This is a genomic window from Streptomyces sp. NRRL B-3229, assembly GCF_000719505.1.
Taxonomy (GTDB): Bacteria; Actinomycetota; Actinomycetes; order Streptomycetales; family Streptomycetaceae; genus Streptomyces; species Streptomyces griseorubiginosus.
Map to the genome: position 1 here is coordinate 62,468 of NZ_JOGP01000013.1, position 20,605 is coordinate 83,072.

General features: G+C 70.7%; 21 protein-coding genes and 6 tRNA genes. 18 read left to right on the forward strand and 9 right to left on the reverse strand.

Annotated features, from left to right (window positions below):
* Positions 1–106: 106 nt before the first annotated feature.
* Positions 107–1,339, forward strand: a complete 1,233-nt coding sequence (cobA, locus tag IF54_RS0122220; RefSeq protein WP_030321385.1) for a uroporphyrinogen-III C-methyltransferase — start codon at positions 107–109, stop codon at positions 1,337–1,339.
* A gap of 64 nt (positions 1,340–1,403) precedes the next feature.
* Complete coding sequence (locus IF54_RS0122225; protein WP_030321388.1) at positions 1,404–2,222, forward strand: TrmH family RNA methyltransferase; 819 nt, start codon at positions 1,404–1,406, stop codon at positions 2,220–2,222.
* Positions 2,223–2,250: 28 nt separating this feature from the next.
* Here IF54_RS0122225 and IF54_RS0122230 read toward each other — a convergent pair whose 3' ends face one another.
* Entirely contained in the window at positions 2,251–3,684 is a 1,434-nt protein-coding gene (locus IF54_RS0122230) for a serine/threonine-protein kinase (RefSeq protein WP_030321390.1), read from the reverse strand.
* A gap of 196 nt (positions 3,685–3,880) precedes the next feature.
* Here IF54_RS0122230 and IF54_RS0122235 point away from each other — a divergent pair, with 196 nt between their 5' ends.
* The 4 genes from IF54_RS0122235 (at position 3,881) to IF54_RS0122250 (ending at position 6,310) form a co-directional block, all read left to right on the forward strand.
* Positions 3,881–4,156: a hypothetical protein gene (locus IF54_RS0122235; protein WP_030321392.1), complete on the forward strand. Its 276-nt coding sequence runs from the start codon at positions 3,881–3,883 to the stop codon at positions 4,154–4,156.
* A 196-nt stretch (positions 4,157–4,352) separates the two neighbouring features.
* Entirely contained in the window at positions 4,353–4,535 is a 183-nt protein-coding gene (locus IF54_RS0122240; protein ID WP_028809711.1) for a hypothetical protein, read from the forward strand.
* A 435-nt stretch (positions 4,536–4,970) separates the two neighbouring features.
* On the forward strand, positions 4,971–5,918 hold the full coding sequence (locus IF54_RS0122245; RefSeq protein WP_030321395.1) for a phosphotransferase family protein: 948 nt from the start codon (positions 4,971–4,973) through the stop codon (positions 5,916–5,918).
* An 80-nt stretch (positions 5,919–5,998) separates the two neighbouring features.
* Positions 5,999–6,310, forward strand: coding sequence for a zf-TFIIB domain-containing protein (locus tag IF54_RS0122250; protein WP_037899326.1), 312 nt, complete (start codon positions 5,999–6,001; stop codon positions 6,308–6,310).
* A 62-nt stretch (positions 6,311–6,372) separates the two neighbouring features.
* On the opposite strand, the gene IF54_RS0122255 is transcribed toward IF54_RS0122250, so the two are convergent.
* The 5 genes from IF54_RS0122255 to IF54_RS0122275 form a co-directional block, all read right to left on the reverse strand.
* Positions 6,373–6,444: transfer RNA gene (locus IF54_RS0122255), tRNA-Val, on the reverse strand.
* A gap of 31 nt (positions 6,445–6,475) precedes the next feature.
* Positions 6,476–6,547, reverse strand: a tRNA-Val gene (locus IF54_RS0122260).
* 35 nt (positions 6,548–6,582) lie between these two features.
* Positions 6,583–6,654: transfer RNA gene (locus IF54_RS0122265), tRNA-Val, on the reverse strand.
* Between the two features lies 1 nt (position 6,655).
* A tRNA-Cys gene (locus tag IF54_RS0122270) sits at positions 6,656–6,729 on the reverse strand.
* Positions 6,730–6,768: 39 nt separating this feature from the next.
* A tRNA-Gly gene (locus IF54_RS0122275) sits at positions 6,769–6,841 on the reverse strand.
* 178 nt (positions 6,842–7,019) lie between these two features.
* Between IF54_RS0122275 and IF54_RS0122280 the strand changes: the two genes are divergently transcribed.
* The 3 genes from IF54_RS0122280 (at position 7,020) to IF54_RS0122290 (ending at position 9,845) form a co-directional block, all read left to right on the forward strand.
* A complete protein-coding gene (locus IF54_RS0122280) occupies positions 7,020–8,063 on the forward strand; it encodes a chorismate-binding protein (protein ID WP_030321398.1) in 1,044 nt (347 codons plus the stop codon).
* The gene (locus IF54_RS0122285; protein ID WP_030321401.1) at positions 8,060–8,881 is read left to right on the forward strand and encodes an aminotransferase class IV; all 822 of its coding nucleotides are present in this window, start codon (positions 8,060–8,062) and stop codon (positions 8,879–8,881) included. The genes IF54_RS0122280 and IF54_RS0122285 overlap by 4 nt, the downstream gene beginning before the upstream one ends.
* A gap of 136 nt (positions 8,882–9,017) precedes the next feature.
* Positions 9,018–9,845, forward strand: coding sequence for a GNAT family N-acetyltransferase (locus IF54_RS0122290; protein WP_037820394.1), 828 nt, complete (start codon positions 9,018–9,020; stop codon positions 9,843–9,845).
* A 26-nt stretch (positions 9,846–9,871) separates the two neighbouring features.
* On the opposite strand, the gene IF54_RS0122295 is transcribed toward IF54_RS0122290, so the two are convergent.
* Positions 9,872–10,384 (reverse strand): DsbA family protein, encoded by a 513-nt coding sequence (locus IF54_RS0122295; protein WP_030321406.1) that lies wholly within the window; start codon positions 10,382–10,384, stop codon positions 9,872–9,874.
* A gap of 328 nt (positions 10,385–10,712) precedes the next feature.
* Between IF54_RS0122295 and IF54_RS0122300 the strand changes: the two genes are divergently transcribed.
* Together IF54_RS0122300 and IF54_RS43045 are read left to right on the forward strand one after the other, a co-directional pair.
* Positions 10,713–11,165 (forward strand): hypothetical protein, encoded by a 453-nt coding sequence (locus IF54_RS0122300; RefSeq protein ID WP_030321409.1) that lies wholly within the window; start codon positions 10,713–10,715, stop codon positions 11,163–11,165.
* Positions 11,166–11,321: 156 nt separating this feature from the next.
* Positions 11,322–11,474, forward strand: a complete 153-nt coding sequence (locus IF54_RS43045) for a hypothetical protein (protein ID WP_020138043.1) — start codon at positions 11,322–11,324, stop codon at positions 11,472–11,474.
* 59 nt (positions 11,475–11,533) lie between these two features.
* Here the strand turns inward: IF54_RS43045 and IF54_RS0122310 are convergent, their stop codons facing one another.
* Both IF54_RS0122310 and IF54_RS0122315 read right to left on the reverse strand, forming a co-directional pair.
* Entirely contained in the window at positions 11,534–12,094 is a 561-nt protein-coding gene (locus IF54_RS0122310; RefSeq protein WP_030321411.1) for a CGNR zinc finger domain-containing protein, read from the reverse strand.
* 210 nt (positions 12,095–12,304) lie between these two features.
* Entirely contained in the window at positions 12,305–12,718 is a 414-nt protein-coding gene (locus IF54_RS0122315) for an SsgA family sporulation/cell division regulator (protein ID WP_004002642.1), read from the reverse strand.
* A 191-nt stretch (positions 12,719–12,909) separates the two neighbouring features.
* On the opposite strand from IF54_RS0122315, the gene IF54_RS0122320 reads away from it, so the two are divergent.
* From IF54_RS0122320 to IF54_RS0122350, 7 genes are all read left to right on the forward strand, one after another.
* A complete protein-coding gene (locus IF54_RS0122320; RefSeq protein WP_030321412.1) occupies positions 12,910–13,371 on the forward strand; it encodes a TIGR02611 family protein in 462 nt (153 codons plus the stop codon).
* Positions 13,372–13,551: 180 nt separating this feature from the next.
* A tRNA-Val gene (locus IF54_RS0122325) sits at positions 13,552–13,623 on the forward strand.
* A 404-nt stretch (positions 13,624–14,027) separates the two neighbouring features.
* Positions 14,028–15,317, forward strand: a complete 1,290-nt coding sequence (locus tag IF54_RS0122330) for an extracellular solute-binding protein (RefSeq protein ID WP_030321413.1) — start codon at positions 14,028–14,030, stop codon at positions 15,315–15,317.
* Positions 15,318–15,331: 14 nt separating this feature from the next.
* Positions 15,332–16,288, forward strand: a complete 957-nt coding sequence (locus tag IF54_RS0122335; protein ID WP_030321414.1) for a carbohydrate ABC transporter permease — start codon at positions 15,332–15,334, stop codon at positions 16,286–16,288.
* On the forward strand, positions 16,285–17,157 hold the full coding sequence (locus tag IF54_RS0122340; protein WP_037820395.1) for a carbohydrate ABC transporter permease: 873 nt from the start codon (positions 16,285–16,287) through the stop codon (positions 17,155–17,157). The genes IF54_RS0122335 and IF54_RS0122340 overlap by 4 nt, the downstream gene beginning before the upstream one ends.
* 10 nt (positions 17,158–17,167) lie before the next feature.
* Complete coding sequence (locus tag IF54_RS0122345) at positions 17,168–17,761, forward strand: hypothetical protein (RefSeq protein WP_030321419.1); 594 nt, start codon at positions 17,168–17,170, stop codon at positions 17,759–17,761.
* A gap of 92 nt (positions 17,762–17,853) precedes the next feature.
* The gene (locus tag IF54_RS0122350) at positions 17,854–20,592 is read left to right on the forward strand and encodes a hypothetical protein (RefSeq protein WP_030321422.1); all 2,739 of its coding nucleotides are present in this window, start codon (positions 17,854–17,856) and stop codon (positions 20,590–20,592) included.
* The last annotated feature ends 13 nt before the right edge of the window (positions 20,593–20,605 follow it).

Here is a 20,605-nt window from a genome sequence, read left to right on the forward strand (position 1 = left end):
CACCCCACCCCGGCCGTACGCTGAACCCGACTCTTAAAATCTGCACGTCAGGGCTGCTCCAGCGCCGTAGCACCCATCGCCTTGCCAGGACGAGGAGCCGCACCTCATGGCCGAACACCCCGCCTACCCCGTAGGCCTCCGCCTCACCGGCCGCAAGGTCGTCGTCCTCGGCGGCGGCCAGGTGGCCCAGCGCCGCCTCCCGGCCCTGATCGCGGCCGGCGCGAAGGTCCTCCTCGTGTCCCCGGCGGCGACCCCCTCCGTGGAGGCGATGGCGGACACGGGCGAGATCACTTGGGAACGGCGGCCGTACCGGGAGGGCGACCTGGAGGACGCCTGGTACGCCCTGATCGCCACCAGCGACCCCGAGGCGAACATCCGTGCCTCCGCCGAAGGGGAGCGGCACCGCGTCTGGTGCGTCCGCGCCGACGACGCCGACGCCGCCACCGCCTGGACCCCGGCGACCGGCCACAGCGAGGGCGTCACGGTCGCCGTGCTCACCACGAACGCCAAGGGCCGCGACCCACGTCACACCGCGGCCGTCCGGGACGCCGTGGTCGAGGGCCTGCGCGACGGCACCCTGGTCGCCCCCCACTACCGCACCCGCACCCCCGGCGTCGCCCTCGTCGGCGGCGGCCCTGGCGACCCGGACCTCATCACGGTCCGCGGCCGCCGCCTGCTCGCCGAGGCCGACGTCGTGATCGCCGACCGCCTCGGCCCCCGGGACCTCCTCGCCGAACTCCCCCCGCACGTCGAGGTGATCGACGCGGCGAAGATCCCCTACGGCCGTTTCATGGCCCAGGAGGCCATCAACAACGCCCTGATCGAGCACGCCAAGCAGGGCAAGTCGGTCGTACGCCTCAAGGGCGGCGACCCCTATGTCTTCGGCCGGGGCATGGAGGAGCTGCACGCCCTCGCCGACGCCGGCATCCCCTGCACCGTCGTGCCCGGCATCTCCAGCTCGATCTCGGTCCCCGGCGCGGCCGGCATCCCGGTCACCCACCGCGGAGTCGCCCACGAGTTCACCGTGGTCAGTGGCCATGTCGCCCCCGACGACGCACGCTCCCTGATCGACTGGCCCGCGCTCGCCCGGCTCACCGGCACCCTGGTGATCCTGATGGGCGTCGACAAGATAGGCCGTATCGCCGAGACCCTGATGGCCCACGGCAAGTCGCCCCATACCCCGGTCGCGCTGGTCCAGGAGGGCACGACGGCCGCCCAGCGCCGGGTCGACGCGACGCTGGCGACGGTCGCCGAGGTGGTCGTCGCCGAGGACGTGAAGCCTCCGGCCGTCATCGTGGTGGGCGAGGTCGTCGCCGTAGGGCCGAAGCCGTTGGCGTAACCCGGGGTAACACAACTCGTTCCCAGCCGTTGGCACCGCTCCCAGGACAAGGCAGTATCACCCTGTGGCCGATCTCATCACCGTCGAGGACCCCGACGACCCGCGCCTCCACGACTACACGGGCCTGACCGACGTGGAACTGCGCCGCAAACGCGAACCCGCCGAGGGCCTGTTCATCGCCGAGGGCGAGAAGGTCATCCGCCGGGCCAAGGACGCGGGCTACGAGATGCGCTCCATGCTGCTCTCCGCCAAGTGGGTCGACGTCATGCGGGACGTCATCGACGAACTCCCCGCCCCCGTCTACGCCGTGAGCCCCGAACTCGCCGAACAGGTCACCGGCTACCACGTCCACCGCGGCGCGCTCGCCTCCATGCAGCGCAAACCCCTGCCCACGGGGGCCGAACTGCTCCAGACCGCCCGTCGCGTGGTGGTCATGGAGTCCGTCAACGACCACACCAACATCGGTGCGATCTTCCGCTCGGCGGCGGCCCTCGGCATGGACGCGGTCCTGCTCTCGCCGGACTGCGCCGACCCGCTGTACCGCCGTAGCGTCAAGGTCTCCATGGGCGCGGTCTTCTCCGTGCCCTACGCCCGCCTCGACACCTGGCCCAAGGGCCTGGACTCGGTCCGCGAGGCCGGCTTCACCCTCCTCGCCCTCACCCCGGACGCCAAGGCCAGGACCCTCGACGAGGCCGCCCCGCACAAGATGGACCGGGTCGCCTTGATGCTCGGCGCCGAGGGCGACGGCCTCACCACCCAGGCCCTGGTCGCCGCCGACGAATGGGTCCGCATCCCGATGGCCCACGGAGTCGACTCCCTCAACGTGGGCGCGGCGGCGGCCGTAGCCTTCTACGCGGTGGCCACGGGACGTCCGCAGGCCTGACCAAGGGCCACGGGGCCGTGCCTCCGGGTCAGTCCGTCCCGCCGTCGGCCGCCGGCTCCGGGTCCTGCTCCGCCCCCGGTGGCGCTGCGTGCACCTGCCCCTGCCGCTGCTCCCGTACGACACTCCCGTCGCCGCCGAGGCCACGGGACGGCCCCTCGCATCCCTGCGCCGCCGCGATGCCGAGCGCCACGAACAGGGTGACGACGACGAAGACGAACAACCGCTGGCGCAGCAGCCGGGGGTTGGCGGGCCGACGTCCGGTACCGGTGTTCCGCGGCGCGGGACGCCCGGTGCCACTGCGGGGGGCGGAACGGCTGCCGCTGCCGGAACGGGTCGTGTTCCGCCCGGACGGAGTGGGCCGGGCCGCACCGGAACGCGGCGCGGGCGTGCCGTTGCCGCGGACGGGCCCGCTGCCGCCCCGGGACGGGACGCCACCGCGCGGCGGAGTGCCGCCGCGAGCCGGGCCGGAACCGCGCGACGGGCTGTCGCCACGACTTCCCTGAGTCCCCTGCGTCCCCGGCTGCCCCTGTGGGCGGCGCTGCGCGGGCCGGTCCGGGTAGCTGTCGGCGATCCGCCCGGTGGGCCGGTCCGCCTCGGCGGCACGCGGCGCGGGCGGGCGCAGATCGGGCAGACCCTGCGCCTCGCGGGCCGCGATCTCCTTGAGCCGCAGCGACAGTTGGAGCGTGCTCGGCCGCTCCTCGGGATCCTTCGCCAGACAGGCGCGGATGAGCGGGGCGAGCGCGTCGGGCACACCGTGCAGCTGCGCCTCCTCGTGCACCACGCGGTACAGCATCACCTCGGAACTGCCGTGCCCGAAGGGCGAGTCACCCATCGACGCGTACGCCAGGGTCGCGCCGAGGGAGAAGACGTCCGTGGCCGGCGTCACCGCGGCGCCGCGCACCTGCTCCGGCGCGAGGAAGCCGGGCGAGCCGACGGCGGTCCCGACGTGGGTGAGGGTGGAGGCCCCGGTGGCCCAGGCGATACCGAAGTCGATGATCCGCGGGCCCTTGGGGGACAGCAGGATGTTCGACGGCTTGAGGTCGCGGTGCACCACCCCCGCCTCGTGCACGGCGACGAGCCCCTCGGAGAGGGCGGCCCCGATCGCGGCGACCTCGGCGGCGCCCAGCGCACCCTCGTCCACGACCTTGTCGTGCAGGGAGGGCCCGGGGACGTACTGGGTGGCGAACCAGGGACGGTCCGCCTCCAGGTCGGCCGCGACGAGCCGGGCCGTGCAGCCGCCGCGGATCCGCCGGGCGGCCGAGACCTCGCGCGCGAACCGCGACCGGAACTCCTGGTCCTCGGCCAGATCCGGCCGGATGACCTTCAACGCGACCCGCTGCCCCTTGCGGTCGGAGCCCAGGTAGACGACACCCATCCCGCCCGCGCCGAGCCGTCTGTGAAGCCTGAACGAGCCGACGACGCGCGGGTCCTCGCGCCTCAGGCGCATCATCGCCATGTTCATCCCCGCTGCCCGGTCCGTGTGACGAGCGACAGCTTACGTAGTGACGGGCCGCCGCGCGCAGAGGCCGCGCCCTCTCGTCCCGATGGATTGTCAGTGCCGGGTGGGAGAATTGAGAGGTGGTCAGGGAGCCGGAGGGCGGGCGGACTTCGGTTCGGATGTGATCCCAACCACCCGTCCAAGAAGGGGGATTGAACGCGTGAAGGGCGATCGCGTGGAGATAGTCGTGGACGCAGGGGACACGACACGTACCTATGAGGTGGTGGCGAGCAGGGCGGGCCGCCGGGTGGAGACGGCGGTACGACGAGGCGTGGTGGAAGTGAGCGAAGTCACTCGCAACGGCTCGGTGGTCCGGACGGCCCGTTTCATGGCGACGAGGGTGCTGGCGCTGGTCGAGCAGCCGGTGCCGCGCGAGGACGGCTCGGAGAAAGCGGCACAGACCGGGCGACCCCTCCGGGAAGACCCGGAGTCCTAGGTCCTCGTCTCCACCCATGGGAGTACGTCAGCGGTGACGGCTCATCCTCGGGGAGGCCCGGCAATCGGTACGAAGGCATGACGTGCCGCAGGGCCGAGACGCCTAGATTTGAGGTCAAGCGGCGGGTGCAGCACTCGTCCCCCGAGGTCAGACACCCGCCGCTGCCAACGACAACAGAACGGTCAGGAGAGGGACCATGGCTCTTACGGCACCGCGGACACTGTCCCGCACACGTCAGCCCCGCCGTACGGGCCGCCGTCACCCACTGGTGGCGACGCTCATGGCCCTCCCGCTGGCGGTCCTGCTCCTCGTCGTCTTCGACGGCTGGGAGACAGTGGCCACACAGGCGTCGTCCGTGGGAGTGATGCTGGGGCGCTGAGCGGCGACCCCAGGCCCGGAAGAGCGGTCCGGGCGGGGACATCCACCCATGAAACCCCGTGGGGACGGGGGTGCGGCGGACGGCAAAATGCCGGCGCAGCTGGGGAGCTGCGCCGGCATTGCTTTTGCCTCCGGCGGTCGAGCCGGTTTTGTCTGCGGCGTGGTGGGGGCGGGCGTTCTGCGCAGTTCCCCGCGCCCCTGAAATGCCTGCGGCGGCCTGCGCGGCTTCGGTGGGGGCGGGCGCCCGCGGCTGAGGTTCCCTTTGTGGCGCAGGTGGACTGCAACCCCCCAGGGGCGCGGGGAACTGCGCGACCAGGCCCCACTCACCCGCACCCGCCGAACAACCGAACCCGGCACCCTCACAGGCGCCCGGCCCAAGGCCAGCGCAGCGGACCGGCACATACTGAGGCGCAAACCCCACCGTCCAGGAAGCCACGTGACGCAACACCCCCTCCTCACCGAGCTCACCCTCAGAGTCAGAGCCGAGGCTCACTCGGGGGGCCCCGCCACCTGCCCCTGCGGAGCAGCCACCCTCGCCGACCGCCCCGACGCCACCGTCGTCCGGCACGCCCGCACCGTCGCGAAGGCTCACGCTCCCGACACGGTCGCCGCCGACCTCGCGCACCGCCTCACCGCGGCCGCCCACCTCCCCGGCATCCTCCTGCCCCCGCTCCGGGCGACGCACGTCGACCTGCACGGGCGGCTCGTCACGTTCTGGCCGTACGGCGAACCCGTGGACCCGGAGGACCCCGACGCCGCCCCCTGGGAACCCGCCGCCACCCTCCTCGCCCGGCTCCACCGCACCCCCGCCCCACCCGGCCTGCCCGCCATGCGGGGTCCGGCCAAGGCCGCCCTCGCCGTCGCCCGGCTGCTCGGCGCCGCCCGGCAGAACCACCACCCCGCCCTCGCCCCCGTTCTCCGAGCCTGGTCCGCGCTGCCGTCCTGGGCGCGGGGAGAGAGCCCCATGCGGGACACCACGACCCTCTGCCACGGTGACCTGCACCTCGGGCAACTCGTGCGGCACCCCGCCCCGGACGGCCCCTGGTGTCTCATCGACGTCGACGATCTGGGCGTGGGGGAGCCCGCCTGGGACCTCGCCCGTCCCGCCGCCTGGTACGCCTGCGGCCTGCTGTCCCCCGAGGACTGGGACCTCTTCCTCGCCGCCTACCGCGCGGCCGGCGGACCGGCCGTTCCGGCCGACGGCGACCCCTGGCCCGCCCTGGACGTGCCCGCCCGCGCCCTCACCGTGCAGACCGCGGCGCGGGCCGTCGCCAAGGCGATCGACGCCGGCCGGCCGCTGGACGACGTGGAGCGGGCCGTCGTGGACGCCTGTGACCGAATGAGTTCGGTCCCGCCGGAGTTGGCTGACCGTTTCGCGAAGTAAGGTGCAACCGACCAGGGCTGGACGGAGTCTGTCCTGGGGAAATGCCAAGCAGGACCAACGGGCGAGGAGTTGAGCCGACGATGCAGTGTCCGAAGTGTCACGCACCGATGCACACCTACAACCGCAACGGTGTCCAGATCGAGCAGTGCAGCGGCTGCCGCGGGATCTTTCTCGACTACGGCGAGCTGGAGGCGCTGACCCGCCTGGAGGGGCAGTGGGGCGGCGGCCCCGCCGTTCCGCCGCCACCGGCCGCTCCGCAGTACCCGGCCCAGCCCGGCGCACCGGCCTGGGGTGCCCCGCAGCACGGCGGCGGCCACTACGGCGGCCACGGCGGTCATCACGGCGGCCACCACCGCAACCGCGGCTTCGGCCACATGCTGTTCTCCAGCTGACCAGGACCGGCTGACAGAGAGACGAAGAAGCCCCCGGCCGCAGGGCCGGGGGCTTCGGTGTGTGCGCGATACTGGGATTGAACCAGTGACCTCTTCCGTGTCAGGGAAGCGCTCTCCCGCTGAGCTAATCGCGCGGGAACCACGATCGAGATCGTGTCTGCTGCGTGCGCGATACTGGGATTGAACCAGTGACCTCTTCCGTGTCAGGGAAGCGCTCTCCCGCTGAGCTAATCGCGCGGGTCAGACCTTCGACGGACTGCTCGAAGATCCAGTGGACGATACTGGGATTGAACCAGTGACCTCTTCCGTGTCAGGGAAGCGCTCTCCCGCTGAGCTAATCGTCCGTGGAGGTGGAGACGGGATTTGAACCCGTGTAGACGGCTTTGCAGGCCGTTGCCTCGCCTCTCGGCCACTCCACCAGGAGTGTTGGGGGTCGGGATGATCCCCTTGCTCTTCCGAGCGAACGACGAGGTTCGAACTCGCGACCTCAACCTTGGCAAGGTTGCGCTCTACCAACTGAGCTACGTTCGCCTGTCCTTCCGATCCGCTTGCGCGGCTCGGCGACGTGTTGAACTCTAGCGGATTCCGGGGCCAGTACAAAAACGCGTTTGCGCAGCGTGCTGCGGTGCGCATGTCGACGTGCGTGGTCAGGGCGCCCTGAACGACATGGCCAGGTCACCTGCGGGACACGCGCCATAGACTCGTCCACGTGCTCGACCTCGCTCCTCTCGCCCGCTTCGGCGACCGCGTCGCCACCGGCCTCCTCGATGTCACCAGCGACCCCGCGGCGCTGGACTCCGCCGGTTTCTGGGCCGTCGCCGCCGATTTCGAGGGCGGTCTGACCTGCGCCCGTTTCGCCGACGTACGCCGCGAACCGGTCCCCGCTCCGGTGCCCGGGGCATGGCGGGGGCCGGCCGCCGGTGACTGGACGTCGTCCCTCGACAGCGCCGCGTACAGGGAAGGTGTACGGCGGATTCGCGCGCACATCGCGACCGGCGAGGTCTACCAGGCCAACCTCTGCCGTGTCCTGAGCGCGCCGCTCGCGCCCGGCGCCGACGTGGACGCGCTGACCGCGCTGCTCGCCCGGGGCAACCCGGCGCCGTATGCAGGAACGATTCGGTTGCCCGGGCACGGGGTGGAGATCGCCACCGCGTCCCCCGAGCTGTTCCTGCGCCGGGCCGGGCGGGTCGTGGAGTCGGGGCCGATCAAGGGGACCGGGCGGACCGAGGACGACCTGCTGGCCAAGGACTACGCCGAGAACGTGATGATCGTGGACCTGGTCCGCAACGACCTGGGACGGGTGTGCGCCACCGGCAGCGTCACCGTTCCCGACCTGTGTGCCGTCGAGAAGCATCCGGGGCTTGTCCATCTCGTGTCGACCGTGCGGGGCGAGCTGCGCGAGGGAGCCGGCTGGGCCGAGCTGCTCGACGCCGCCTTTCCCCCCGGCTCGGTCACCGGCGCGCCCAAGTCCAGTGCGCTGCGGATCATCGACGCCCTGGAGACCGCGCCCCGGGGGCCGTACTGCGGGGGGATCGGGTGGGTCGACGCCGACCGGGGCACCGCGGAGCTGGCCGTCGGCATACGGACCTTCTGGATCGACCGCGCCGACGGGGCGCTGCGCTTCGGGACCGGTGCCGGGATCACCTGGGGCTCCGACCCCGAGGGGGAGTGGCGGGAGACCGAGCTGAAGGCGGCCCGGCTGCTCGCGGTAGCGTCGGGGGCGTACGAGGCGAGTGGAGGGACCCTGACGTGAAGATCTGGCTCGACGGCGGGCTTCAGGACATCGAGACCGCCCGCGTCTCGGTCTTCGACCACGGGCTGACCGTGGGCGACGGCATCTTCGAGACCGTGAAGGCGGTGGACGGCCGGCTCTTCGCGCTCACCCGGCATCTCGACCGGCTGACCCTGTCGGCTCGCGGTCTCGGGCTGCCCGATCCCGACCACGACGAGGTCCGCCGCGCCTGCGCCGCCGTGCTCGAGGCCAATCCGATGCCGCTGGGCCGGCTGCGCATCACCTACACCGGCGGCCACGGTCCGCTCGGCTCCGACCGGGGGGAGCACGGGCCGACCCTCGTGGTCGCGCTCGGCGAGTCCGCCCCGCGGCCCGACTCCACGGCCGTGATCACCGTCCCGTGGACCCGCAACGAGCGGGGCGCCCTCACCGGCCTCAAGACCACCTCGTACGCCGAGAACGTGGTGGCGCTTGCACGCGCGCGTGCCGCCGGTGCCTCCGAGGCGCTGTTCGCCAACACCGTCGGGCAGTTGTGCGAGGGCACCGGGTCGAACGTGTTCGTGGTGCTCGACGGCGAGATCCACACCCCGCCGCTCGCCTCCGGCTGTCTCGCGGGCATCACGCGCGCGTTGACCGTCGAATGGACCGGGGCCAGGGAGACCGACCTGCCGCTGGACGTCCTGGAGCGGGCCGACGAGGTCTTCCTCACCTCGACGCTGCGGGACGTCCAGGCCGTGCACCGCGTGGACGCGCGCGAACTGCCGGACGCGCCGGGGCCGGTGACCGCGAAGGCCATGCGGATCTTCGACGAGCGGGCCGGGGACGACCTCGATCCCTGAGCGGCCGGCGGTAGCCGACGCAGGCGGCGACCGAGGGCCGTGACAGGCCCGTACCCGTAAGAGCCCCTGCCCGTAAGAGGCCCTAAAGGGTCGCGATATTGGGCTGCCCCGGCGCCCGCCAGCGGGTAGAACTCCCTTGATGACCACCACCCTGCGGCCGACCGAGCCGCTTCAGCGCGGTGCCGACGGGGCGCTGTCCCGCCACTACACGGTGTGCGTGAACAGCCGTCCCGTCGGAGCGATACATCTCGCGACCCACCCTTCCTTCGGGCGGACCGTCGCCCAGATCAAGGACCTGCGGATCGAGGAACCGGACCGCGGACGCGGCCGGGGCGCGGTCGCCGCGCTCGCCGCCGAGGAGGTGGCACGGGGCTGGGGCTGCGGGCAGCTGGAGATCAGGGTTCCGGCCGACGCCGCTCCCGCGCTGCGGCTCGCCACCGCGCTCGGGTACGTCCACCGCAATCGCGGCATGGAGAAACGGCTCGGCCCCACCGCGCCCGAACTGCCCGCAGGCAGCCGCAGCAGGCCCATGACGCAGGCCGAGTTCGGCCCGTGGGCGGAGCGCGGCATCAAGGAGTACGCCCGGGACTGGAGCGAGCGCGGGGTGCCCGAGGCCGAGGCGATGGCGAGGTCGCGCAAGGACCACCACCAGCTCGTCACGCGCGGCCTGGCGACCGACGAGGCCCTGTACAGCATCCTGGAGCACGACGGCGTCCGGGTCGGGTTCCTGTGGGTGGAGTTCATCGGCGAGAAGGCGTTCGTCTACGACGTCGAGGCCGAGGAGCCCTTCCGCGGCCGCGGACACGGCCGTTCCCTGATGCTGCTGGCCGAGGGCCAGGCGATCGCCTCCGGGCGGCGCCTCCTCGGTCTGAACGTCTTCGCGGGGAACACACCGGCCGAGCGGCTGTACGAGTCCCTCGGATACGAGACGGTCGGCTACTCGATGTACAAGAGCCTTGTCTGACCAGGAGAGCCTGCGCCGAGGCGGACTCAGCCCTGCCCGGCGAGCAGCCGGTCGGCGATCTCCTCGATCCGCTCGCGCAGCCCGTCCTGGCTCTTGCCGCCGTCGAGACGCTCGCCGCCGATGACGTACGTCGGGGTGCCGGTCACGCCGATCGCCTTGCCCTCGGCCTGGTCGGCGTCCACGATCAGGATGTGCCGGCCGTCGATCAGCGCGGTGTCGAACTCCTCGGCGTCCAGACCCAGTTCACGGGCGATCTCGACCAGGAAGGGTTCTCCCCGACGGTCCAGCTCCTCGACCCGCCCGAGCACGGCCTCCGCGTACTCCCAGCCCTTGCCCTGGTCCAGCGCCTCCTCGGCGGCCTGCGCGGCCGCGAAGGAGTGCTTGTGCTTCTCCAGCGGGAAGTGCCGCAGCCGCAGTTCCAGACGGTCGCCGTAACGGGCCCGCAGGGCGCGCAGGTCGTCCAGGGCGCTGCGGCAGTCGGGGCACTGCAACTCGCACCACACGTCGAGCACGGGGGCGGCGGGGGAGAGGTCGCTCATGCCCCCAGTCTCCCAGCTCCGCCCGACCGCCCCGAATCGCCCCCGGTCACGCTCCCGCCCCGAATCGCCCCCGGTCACGCTCCCGCCCTGAATCGCCGCCGGGACCACTCCCGCCCCGGGGCGCCCCGGTCACGCCCCCGCGCCAGGCCACCGGACTCCTCCGGATCCGTCTGCCTCCTCGGTACGACCCGGACCGGCACCCTGGGAGGAGGCGACCCGGAGATGTCCCTGATGTCCTGCCGGAGGATGGCTAGGCGGGGGCCGGGAGGTGCAGGATGGACAGTGACGAAGTGGCACACAGACTGCCGAACCCCGCCTGGAGGACCGGATGATTGCCGAGACCGTCTGTTCCGCAGTCGCCGCGGCCGGCCTGGGCATCGCGGCGGTCACCGCGTACCGCAAGCGCTTCCTCGCGGCCACCCGCATCGCCGCCTACTCCCTCGTCCCGCTCGGCCTGGTGATGACCGGGGTGGTCGACTGGCTCGCGGACACCGCGTTCAGCCCGACCGCGTGGGCGGGCTTCGGCGTGCTCGGTCTGTCGTGGGTGCTCTTCTCGGCCACGCGCGCGGTGGAGCGCCGCAGGGGCGGCACCCGCAAGGAGCGCAGGGCGGCCCGGGGTGCCCGCTCCCAGGAGGCGGTGGCCCCCACCGCGTCGGCGCCCTCGCTCGGCCCCGCCGCCCGTACGCCGGCCGCGCGTCCCGCGAACAAGCCGCGGGCCGCCGAGCGGCCCACGGACGACTTCAGCGACATCGAGGCCATCCTCAAGAAGCACGGCATATGACCTCCGCAGGACGGACGGAAACGTTCGCAGGGGGATCCAGGCCCGCCCGCAAGTGATCACGAACCGAAACGGACATCACGGAATTCGGCGAACTCCCGCCCATTCCGGGCGTGTTGATCGCGTCGGGGGTGTCGGCTGCGTCATCATCGCGGCGAGATGCTGGACACGACACAGAGCGACGCCGCGCCGCCTCAGGATGAGCCGCGTGGATGCCTTTTCGCCCTTTCCCAGCCACCGCTGATGATCTTCCTTGCGGTGATCGGGTGTCTGCTGCTCATGGCTGCGCTGCACGACCTGCTGCTGCTCTGAGCCGTACCCGTGGTCCCCGGCGCCACCCGCCGGGGATCACGTCGCGTGCTGTGGCCGGGTCAGCCCGCGGCCTCCTTGCGTCGCGCCCGGTACGCGGCCACATGCAGACGGTTTCCGCAGGTCCGGCTGTCGCAGTAGCGCCGTGACCGGTTGCGGGACAGATCGACGAAGGCGCGCCGGCAGTCCGGGGCCTCGCAGCGCCGCAGCCGTTCCTGTTCGCCCGCGACCACGAAGAACGCCAGGGCCATCCCGCAGTCGGCCGCCAGGTGATCGGCGACCGAGGCGCCGGGGGCGAAGTAGTGCACGTGCCAGTCGTAACCGTCGTGGTCGGTGAGTCGCGGCGTGGTGCCCGCGGCGGCGACGAGGTCGTTGATGAGGTTCGCGGCGGCCCGGGCGTCCGGGGCGGCGAAGACGGAGGCGAACCGTCCGCGGATCTTGCGCACCGCCGACAGGTCGAACTCCGAGAGCACCCCGACATCACTGATGTCGTGGTTTCGTACGAAATCTTCCAGTGCCGCGACATCGGGCAGCGCGTCCGGCGCCGCTTCGTCCTCCGGTGCGGTGTTCACCAGATCGACCACGGTGTCGAGGGCGCACCGGGTGTCGTGGGTGATCAGCACGATTCGCTCCCTGGCCTGGGGGTCGGGCGGACGCCCGCCGATGCTGGCCGATGGTAACGGCTCGCAGGGCCCCGGTGGCGGGCCGCACGACAGGCGCCGTGGCTGCGGAGCGCTCCGCAGCCACGGCGCCTGTCATTCTCTATTCGGTTGTGCGAGCCCGAGCCGTCTCCCCGAGTGGACGGCGCCGGGCGGCTCTGTGCGGTCTCGCCCCTAGCTTTCCGCCAGGATGTGCGAGAGCTCCTGATCCAGATCGAAATGGCGGTGCTCGGTGCCCGGGGGCACGGCGGCGTCCGTCCGCTTCAGGAAGGACTCCAGGGCCCGCGCCGGGGCCTCGAGCAACGCCTCGCCCTCAGGGGAGCTCAGGGCGATGCAGACGACGCCCTGACCGTGACTGCGCGACGGCCAGACTCGGACGTCGCCGGTTCCGGTGGGCCGGTGGAGGCCCTCCGCGAGAAGGTCGCGAGCGAAGACCCACTCGACGGTCTCCTCGGCTCCGGTGTGGAAGGTGGCGTGCACGGCGTAGGGGTCGGCCGTGTCGTACCGCAGGCCTGCGGGGACAGGCAGGGAGGACTCGCTCGACACAACGAGGCGCAGGTGCAGCTCGCAGCTGACCGTGGTGTTCATAAGCGCCAGGGCCTTTCGCTCAGTGTGCGCTCGGGGATTCGCACGTCGGCGAAATCGACATGCCACCTACGGTGCCGTTGTAAACCCCTCTGAGTGTTTTGCGTGCCTTTACGTAACTCTTCCGGCCGAGAGCCTCTTCGGGAGGTACGACCATTCCGGTGATCGGTTTCTCTCCGGTAGGGTTTGTCTGTATGAATACGGGGAGTGACGAGCCGCGCGAGGTCGCCGTGGCACCTGACGAGCAGATCGGTCAGAAGCCGGACGAGACGCCGGCCGAACAGGGGCTCGGTTCCAAGGCGCCGGAGTTCATCAAATCGAGGCGCCTGCTGCATCTGAGCTGGCAGGTTCTGGTCTTCGTCATCGGTCTCGCGGTCGTGGTCGCCGGCATCATCATGCTGCCGCTGCCGGGACCCGGCTGGGTCGTGATCTTCGCCGGTATGGCGATCTGGGCGACCGAGTTCGTCTGGGCGCAGCTCGTGCTCCGCTGGACCAAGCGGAAGGTGACCGAGGCGGCCCAGCGGGCCCTCGATCCCAGGGTGCGCCGCCGCAACATCATCCTGACCTCGATCGGCCTGGTGGTCATCGCCGCGATCCTCGGGGTCTACCTCTGGAAGTTCGGCTTCGAGATGCCCTGGAACATCAAGGACCAGTGAGCCGCGCGGGGGAGGGGGCGAGGCGCCGGACTCCGTGAGCTGTGGCTGCGTCGCGGCCGGTCCCCGTTCGCTGTGGCAGGGCACAGCTCCGCGGGAACCCGGGCGCCCGGACCTCGGCGTCAGCTCGCGGGACATGACACAGGGCACCCCGTGACATGGGGTAATGTTCTTCCTGCGTCCGGGCGATTAGCTCAGTGGGAGAGCGCTTCGTTCACACCGAAGAGGTCACTGGTTCGAACCCAGTATCGCCCACCCGGACCGACGGCCCGTCTGCGAGATCGCGGACGGGCCGTCGCCGTGTACGGACGGGCCGTCGGCGTGTGCACGGCCGGACGCCGAGGCTGGGCAGGCCCGCTCCGCCGCGTGAGACGGTCCGCGGCGAGCGGCCCCCGCCGCCCGTCGTTTTCCGGCCGCGCACCGATCTCGTACGAGGGCGTGTGGCCTGTTCGGCCGGTCGATCCGGCGTCCCTCACCTGCGGCATCGTCAGATTCGGCGTCGCGCAAGGCGGTTGGAGGCGCACCGGCCTCTCACCAGACTCTTGAGAAATTCCTGTCCGAATCATTGACGCATCTCCGGGCCCTCCGTAGCTTGTGCCAGCAAGCGCTTACTTGAAACGATTCATGCAGGCGGCGACGCTGCGGGGAGGGGTCCGACCGTGGGAACCAGCAGAAATGTCGAGCGGCGAACGATCTTGAAGGCTGCCGGGGCGACGGCGGCGACGCTGGGGCTGGCCGCGACGACCGGGTGCGGTGGCGACAGCGGCAGTTCCGGGGATGGGACCGTGACACTCCGTTATGCGTGGTGGGGTGGCGAGCCGCGCACCATCGCCATCAAGAAGTCCATCGCGCTCTTCGAGAAGAAGTATCCGAAGATCAAGATCAAGCCTGAATTCACTGATTACGCGGCGTTCTGGGAGAAGTTCCAGACGCAGGCGTCCGGCGGGAATCCGCCGGACGTTTTCCAGAATGCTGTCGGTTTCCTGCGCAAGTACGACAAGCGCGGTGTTCTGCTGGATCTCAAGACGCAGGCGGACGCCGGGAATCTGAGCCTGGACAACTTCCGCAACGGTGTTCTGGCGAACGGTCAGGTCGACGGGAAGCAGCTCGGCGTCCCTGTCGGAGCCAACACCATGGCGCTCGTCATCGACCTCAAGGCCTTCAAGAAGGCGGGCGTCGAGGCCAAGTTCGGCTGGACCTGGGACGAGTACTTCGCCGCGCTCCAGACCGTCCAGGACAAGCTGAAGATCGCCGGGGACACCGGCTATTTCGGCATCATGTACCTCTACGACCTGTATCTGCGTCAGAACGGCAAGGCCTTCTTCACCGAGACGGATCTCGGCTTCACCGAGGACGATCTGACGCAGTGGTGGGCGGACGGCTACAAGCGCGTGAAGTCCGGCCTGGTCGCCGACCCCAAGAAGATCGAGCAGGTCCAGCCCAAGTCGGGCCTCTCGGCCGGTCTCGCCGCCTCCGAGTTCACCTGGGACAACTTCTCCATCCGGTACGAGGGCGAGGGGGCGTCGGACTACGGCCTCGCGCCGATCCCCACCACGGACGGCAAGCAGACCGGCCAGTACCTCGGCTCGCTGATGCTCAGCGCCTTCGCCGGGACCAAGCACCCCGAGGAGGCCGCCCGGTTCATCTCCTTCATGGTCCACGACCCCGAGGTCGGCAAGATCATGGGCTACGACCGAGGCATCCTCGCCACCACCGAGCAGTACGACGCGTTCAAGCCCACCGACCCCAGCAACAAGGGTGTCGCGGCCTACGAGGACGAGGTGGCCAAGGCCGGGGTGCTCGGGAAGATCACCCCGCACCCGTCCGGGGCCGACGTCGTCGAGGCGGCGTTCCTGCGCATCGGCGGCGAGGTCGCCCAGGGCAAGACCAAGCCGGCCGACGCGGCCAAGGCGCTGTTCGGCGAGGCCAAGGCCGCGTTCGCGGGCTGAGGGGACGTACCACCATGACGCTCGTCAAGGAAGCGCCCGTGCGCCCGGCCGGGAAGCGGTCCGCCGCTCCCGTCGCCGGGCGGCACGGGAGGCGCCGTGAGAACCTCGTCGGCTATCTCTTCATGTCGCCCTGGATCGCGGGGTTCCTGCTGCTCACGGCAGGGCCGATGATCGCGTCGCTGTACTACGCGTTCACCCGGTACAACCTGTTCACGCCGCCCGAGTGGGTCGGCCTCGACAACTTCACCACGATGTTCCAGGACCCGCGCTGGCAGAAGTCGGTGGAGGTCACGCTCAAGTACGTCGTCGTGGCCACCCCGCTCAAGCTGCTGCTGGCCCTCGGCGTCGCCATGCTGCTCGCGCAGAAGCGGCGCGGACAGGGCCTGTACCGGGCCGCGTTCTACATGCCGTCGCTCATCGGGGCCAGCGTCTCCGTCGGCTTCGTGTGGCGGGCGCTGTTCTCCGACGACGCGATCGTGGACCGTACGCAGAAGGTCTTCGGCGTCGACGTGGGCGGCTGGATCGGCAACCCGGACTACGTCCTCTACTCCCTGGTGGCCCTGAGTGTCTGGCAGTTCGGGGCGCCGATGGTCATCTTCCTGGCCGGTCTGAAACAGGTCCCGCAGGAGCTGTACGAGGCCGCGGAGATGGACGGGGCCGGGCCCGTGCGGCGGTTCTGGAACATCACCCTGCCGATGATCTCCCCGGTGCTCTTCTTCAACGTGCTGCTGGAGTCCATCCACGCGTTCCAGGTGTTCGGCTCCGCGTACGTCGTCTCCAACACGCAGTGCGGGCCGGCCGACGCCACCCTCGTCTACACCTGCTACCTCTACCAGAAAGGCTTCAAGGAGGCCCAGATGGGCTTCGCCGCCGCCATGGCCTGGACGCTGGTGCTCGCGGTGGCCCTGGTCACGGCGGTTCTGTTCTGGTCGCAGAAGAAATGGGTGCACTACGAGGAGGCCGCCAAGTGACCACCGCCACCAGCCCTGCCGTGCGCACCGCGAACGAGCGGCGGCGCCTCGGATCGCTCGCCTGGCACCTCGGCGCGCTCGTCGTCCTCGCGGTCATCCTGTACCCGGTGATCTGGGTCCTCGGTGCCTCGTTCAAGCCGAGCAAGGACATCATCGCCAGCATCGAGCTGCTGCCGGCCAAGCCGGTGTGGGCGAACTTCTCCGGACTCGCCGACGGCATCTCCGGCATCTCCATCAGCACCTTCTTCCTCAACTCGCTGACCTACGCCGGGCTCGCCGTGGCCGGGGTGGTGCTGTCGAGCTCGCTGACCGCCTACGCCTTCGCCAAGATCAGGTTCGCCGGACGGAACCTGCTGTTCACCCTGATGATCGGCACCCTGCTGCTGCCGTACCACGTCCTGCTCATCCCGCAGTACGTGATGTTCCGCAAGCTGGAACTCGTCGACACGCTGGTGCCGCTCGTGGCCGGCAAGTTCCTCGCCACGGAGGCGTTCTTCGTCTTCCTGATGGTGCAGTTCATGCGCGGGCTGCCACGCGAGCTGGACGAGGCGGCGAAACTCGACGGCTGCGGGCACCTGCGCACCTACTGGTCGATCGTGCTGCCGCTGTGCCGGCCCGCCCTCATCACCAGCGCGATCTTCACCTTCATCAACGCGTGGAACGACTTCATGGGCCCGTTGATCTACCTCAACACCCCCGACAAGTACACCGTCTCCCTCGGCCTGATGATGTTCCGCGACCAGGAAGGCATCTCCAACTACGGCAGCATGATCGCGATGTCGCTGGTGGCGCTGATCCCGGTCATCGCCTTCTTCATGGCCTTCCAGCGCTACCTCATCGACGGCATGGCCACGTCCGGACTGAAGTGAGGCGGTCAGCATGGCGCGAGCACGTGTGAAGGCCCGCAGGGCGTCGGTGTTCGGCGGTGAGCGCTTCGCGGTCTTCGCCGAGGCCCTGCTCACCGGCGTGTGGATCGCCGTGGCCAGTCTCGGGCTGGTCACCTACCCCGCGGCCTTCGCCGCAGGCGCCCGGCATCTGCGGCGCCGCACGGGCCACGAAGGCGGTGGCTGGCGGGAGTTCGTCGCGGACTTCCGTGCGGCCGTGCGCCACGGGTGGCTCGTCGGGCTCGCCGGGTGGGCCGCGGCGGCCGCGGTATGGGTGGACGTCCAGGCCGCCCGGGCCGGGATCCCCGGCGGCCCGCTCGTCGGGGCCGTCGGACTGTTCGCGCTGATCGGCCTCGTGGTGGCCGGGCTGCGCGCCGCGGCGGTCTGGACGCCGGGCGCCTCCTGGCGGGCGCTGCTCGCCGACGCCGTACGGCGGACCGTGCGCGACCCGGCAGGTTCCTTCCTTATCGTCGCCGGGCTGGCGGTCGTTGCCCTGACCGCGGGGTTCCTCGCACCGCTGGCGGTTCCCGTGCTCGGAGCCCTCGCGGCGGCGGCCGTCGCCGTGGAGGAGCGCCACCGGCGCCGCTGACGAGCCCCCGCCCTCACCACAAGGGCGGTGTCGTGCGCACCGCACCCCCTCTGTCATGCCCCTGACCAGCTCGCCCATGGAAAGGAACGGCCATGTCCCCCATCCCCCGCAGGTCCCTCCTCAAAGCCGCCGCAGTCGCCGGAGCCGCCGCGCAGTTCAGCTGGGCGCTAGGGGCCAAGGACGCGCAGGCCGCGCCGAGAGCCGCCGAGGCCGACGACTCACCCGTGACCCTGGACTGGCTCGAGGACGGCGGCCTCGGCGCCGCGCCCGGCTCCACCGTCGGTGTCCCCTGGCCGAGAGGCGTCCACCAGGAGGGCCAGAAGTTCGCGGTCACCGACGCGGACGGCAGGGCTGTACCGGTCCAGTCCTGGCCGCTCGCCTACTGGCCGGACGGATCGCTCAAGTGGACCGCCCACGCCGTCAGTTCGGGCCACGGCAAGCTCTCCCTGACCGCCGGAGAGGCCGCCGTACCCGACAAGAAGGTCACCGTCGACAGAAGCGGCGGCACGGTCACCGTCTCCACCGGGGTCATCACCGCGAAGATCGGCACTTCGGGCGCCACGATCGTCAAGTCCGTCACCCGCGGCTCCACCGAGATCGCCAGGAACGGCCGGCTGGTCCTGATCCGCCAGCCCGAGATCGAGGACGAGGACCAGGGCACGGTCAGGACCGAGCGCTTCGAGGGGGCCGTCTCCGAGGTCACCGTCGAGCAGCCGGGCCCGGTCCGCGCGGTCGTCAGGATCGACGGCAAGCACCGCAAGGGCAAGCGGAGTTGGCTGCCGTTCTCGATCCGCCTCTACTTCTACGCGGGCGCCGACTCCTTCCGCATGGTGCACACGATCACCTACGACGGCACGCAGGAGCCCGGCAAGGCGAGCGGCGACTTCATCCGCGGCCTCGGCGTCCGCTTCACCGTGCCGATGCGCGACCAGGCCTACGACCGCCACATCCGCATCGGCGGCGAGGGCACCGGTCTGCTGCGCGAGGCCGTCAAGGGCATCACCGGACTGCGCCGCGACCCCGGCATCGCCGTGCAGGAGGCCCAGTACGCGGGCCGGAAGCTGCCCGACCCCGCCACCTGGGACCAGCGGGTCACCACCCGGCTCCAGTACATCCCCGAGTGGGGCGACTACACCCTCTCCCAGCTCTCCGCCGACGGCTTCACCCTGCGCAAGCGCACCAAGAAGGGCCACGGCTGGATCGGCGCCGGCGGCGGGCGGCGGGCCTCCGGATTCGGCTACGTCGGTGGCGCGAGCGGCGGACTCTCCTTCGGACTGCGGGACTTCTGGGAACGTCACCCCTCCCAGCTCGACATCCGCGACGCCCAGACCGACGAGGCCGAGGTCACCCTCTGGCTCTGGTCGCCCGAGGCCCAGCCCATGGACCTGCGCTTCTACCACGACGGCATGGGCCAGGACACCTTCGCCGAACAGCTCGAAGGCCTCAACATCACCTACGAGGACTACGAACCCGAGTTCGGCACGCCCTACGGCATCGCCCGCACCTCGGAACTGCTGTTCTGGGCCAACGAGTCCACGCCCACGCCCGAGACCTTTGCCGAACAGGTCGCGGCCGTACGGGTGTTGCCGCAGCTCGCCGCGCCGCCGAAGCAGCTCATCAAGGCGAAGGTCTTCGGGCCGGGCCTGTACTCCGAGCCCGACCGCTCCACCCCGGCCAAGGCGAGGATCGAGGACCACCTCGACTTCCTCTTCACCTACTACAAGGACCAGGTGGAGCAACGCCGTTGGTACGGCTTCTGGGACCACGGCGACATCATGCACACCTACGACACCGTCCGGCACCAGTGGCGCTACGACATCGGCGGCTACGCCTGGGACAACTCCGAACTGTCGCCCGACCTCTGGCTCTGGTTCGCCTACCTCAGGTCCGGCCGGGCGGACATCTTCCGGTTCGCCGAGTCCATGACCCGGCACACCGGCGAGGTCGACGTCTACCACCTGGGCAAGTGGGCGGGCCTCGGCACCCGGCACGGTGTCCAGCACTACGCCGACAGCGCCAAGCAGCAGCGCATCGCCAACACGACGTACCGTCGCTACTACTACTTCCTCACCGCGGACGAGCGGGTCGGCGACCTCATGCACGCCAACGTCGACTCCGACGAGACGTTCCTCGTACTCGACCCGCTGCGCAAGGTACGCACCGATCCGTACACGCCCGACCGGCACGCCCTGTCGATCGGCTTCGGCACGGACTGGAGCGGGCTGGTGTCGGCGTGGCTGACCGAGTGGGAGCGCAAGGGGCCCAAGTGGGAGAAGGCCAAGGCGCGCGTGCTGTCGACGATGGAGGGCATCGCCGCCCAGCCCAACGGGTTCGTGCAGGGCGGTGGGCTCTACGACCTCGACACCGGACGCTTCGCCGTGGCCTCGGCACCCGTCGTGGGCGTGTCCCATCTGTCCGCGGTGTTCGGGCTCAACGAGCTGTGCGCCGAGCTGATCGACCTCGTCGACATGCCGAAGTTCAACGAGGCGTACTTCGACTACTGCCGCTACTTCAACGCCACGAAGGCCGAGCAGGCGGCGCGGTACGGGTCCAACTTCGGGACACTGCTGCTGTTCCAGGGGCACTCGCGGCTCGACGCGTACGCGGCGGTCAAGACCGGGGACGCGAAGCTGGCCGCCCGGGCGTGGGACAAGTTCTACAACTCCGACGGCTACAAGGAGTCGGCGCCGTGGAAGACGGAGGCGTTGAGCGGGCCGGTGGCTCTGGTGGCGGGTAGTGAGGCGGCCTGGGTGTCGACCAATGACACCGCTCTGTACGGGCTCGCCGCCATTGAGAATCTGGCGCTTCTCGGGGAGAGAATGCCGTCGTAGGGGCTGAGGCGGT

Excerpts from the sequence above, each read along its gene's own strand:
- IF54_RS0122320 (WP_030321412.1), top strand. The coding sequence starts at position 12,910 with ATGAATACGGGGAGTGACGAGCCGCGCGAGGTCGCCGTGGCACCTGAC.
- IF54_RS0122250 (WP_037899326.1), top strand. The coding sequence starts at position 5,999 with ATGCAGTGTCCGAAGTGTCACGCACCGATGCACACCTACAACCGCAAC.
- IF54_RS0122315 (WP_004002642.1), bottom strand. The coding sequence starts at position 12,718 with ATGAACACCACGGTCAGCTGCGAGCTGCACCTGCGCCTCGTTGTGTCG.
- IF54_RS43045 (WP_020138043.1), top strand. The coding sequence starts at position 11,322 with ATGCTGGACACGACACAGAGCGACGCCGCGCCGCCTCAGGATGAGCCG.
- IF54_RS0122345 (WP_030321419.1), top strand. The coding sequence starts at position 17,168 with ATGGCGCGAGCACGTGTGAAGGCCCGCAGGGCGTCGGTGTTCGGCGGT.
- IF54_RS0122295 (WP_030321406.1), bottom strand. The coding sequence starts at position 10,384 with ATGAGCGACCTCTCCCCCGCCGCCCCCGTGCTCGACGTGTGGTGCGAG.
- IF54_RS0122350 (WP_030321422.1), top strand. The coding sequence starts at position 17,854 with ATGTCCCCCATCCCCCGCAGGTCCCTCCTCAAAGCCGCCGCAGTCGCC.
- IF54_RS0122300 (WP_030321409.1), top strand. The coding sequence starts at position 10,713 with ATGATTGCCGAGACCGTCTGTTCCGCAGTCGCCGCGGCCGGCCTGGGC.
- IF54_RS0122335 (WP_030321414.1), top strand. The coding sequence starts at position 15,332 with ATGACGCTCGTCAAGGAAGCGCCCGTGCGCCCGGCCGGGAAGCGGTCC.
- cobA (WP_030321385.1), top strand. The coding sequence starts at position 107 with ATGGCCGAACACCCCGCCTACCCCGTAGGCCTCCGCCTCACCGGCCGC.
- IF54_RS0122230 (WP_030321390.1), bottom strand. The coding sequence starts at position 3,684 with ATGAACATGGCGATGATGCGCCTGAGGCGCGAGGACCCGCGCGTCGTC.
- IF54_RS0122240 (WP_028809711.1), top strand. The coding sequence starts at position 4,353 with ATGGCTCTTACGGCACCGCGGACACTGTCCCGCACACGTCAGCCCCGC.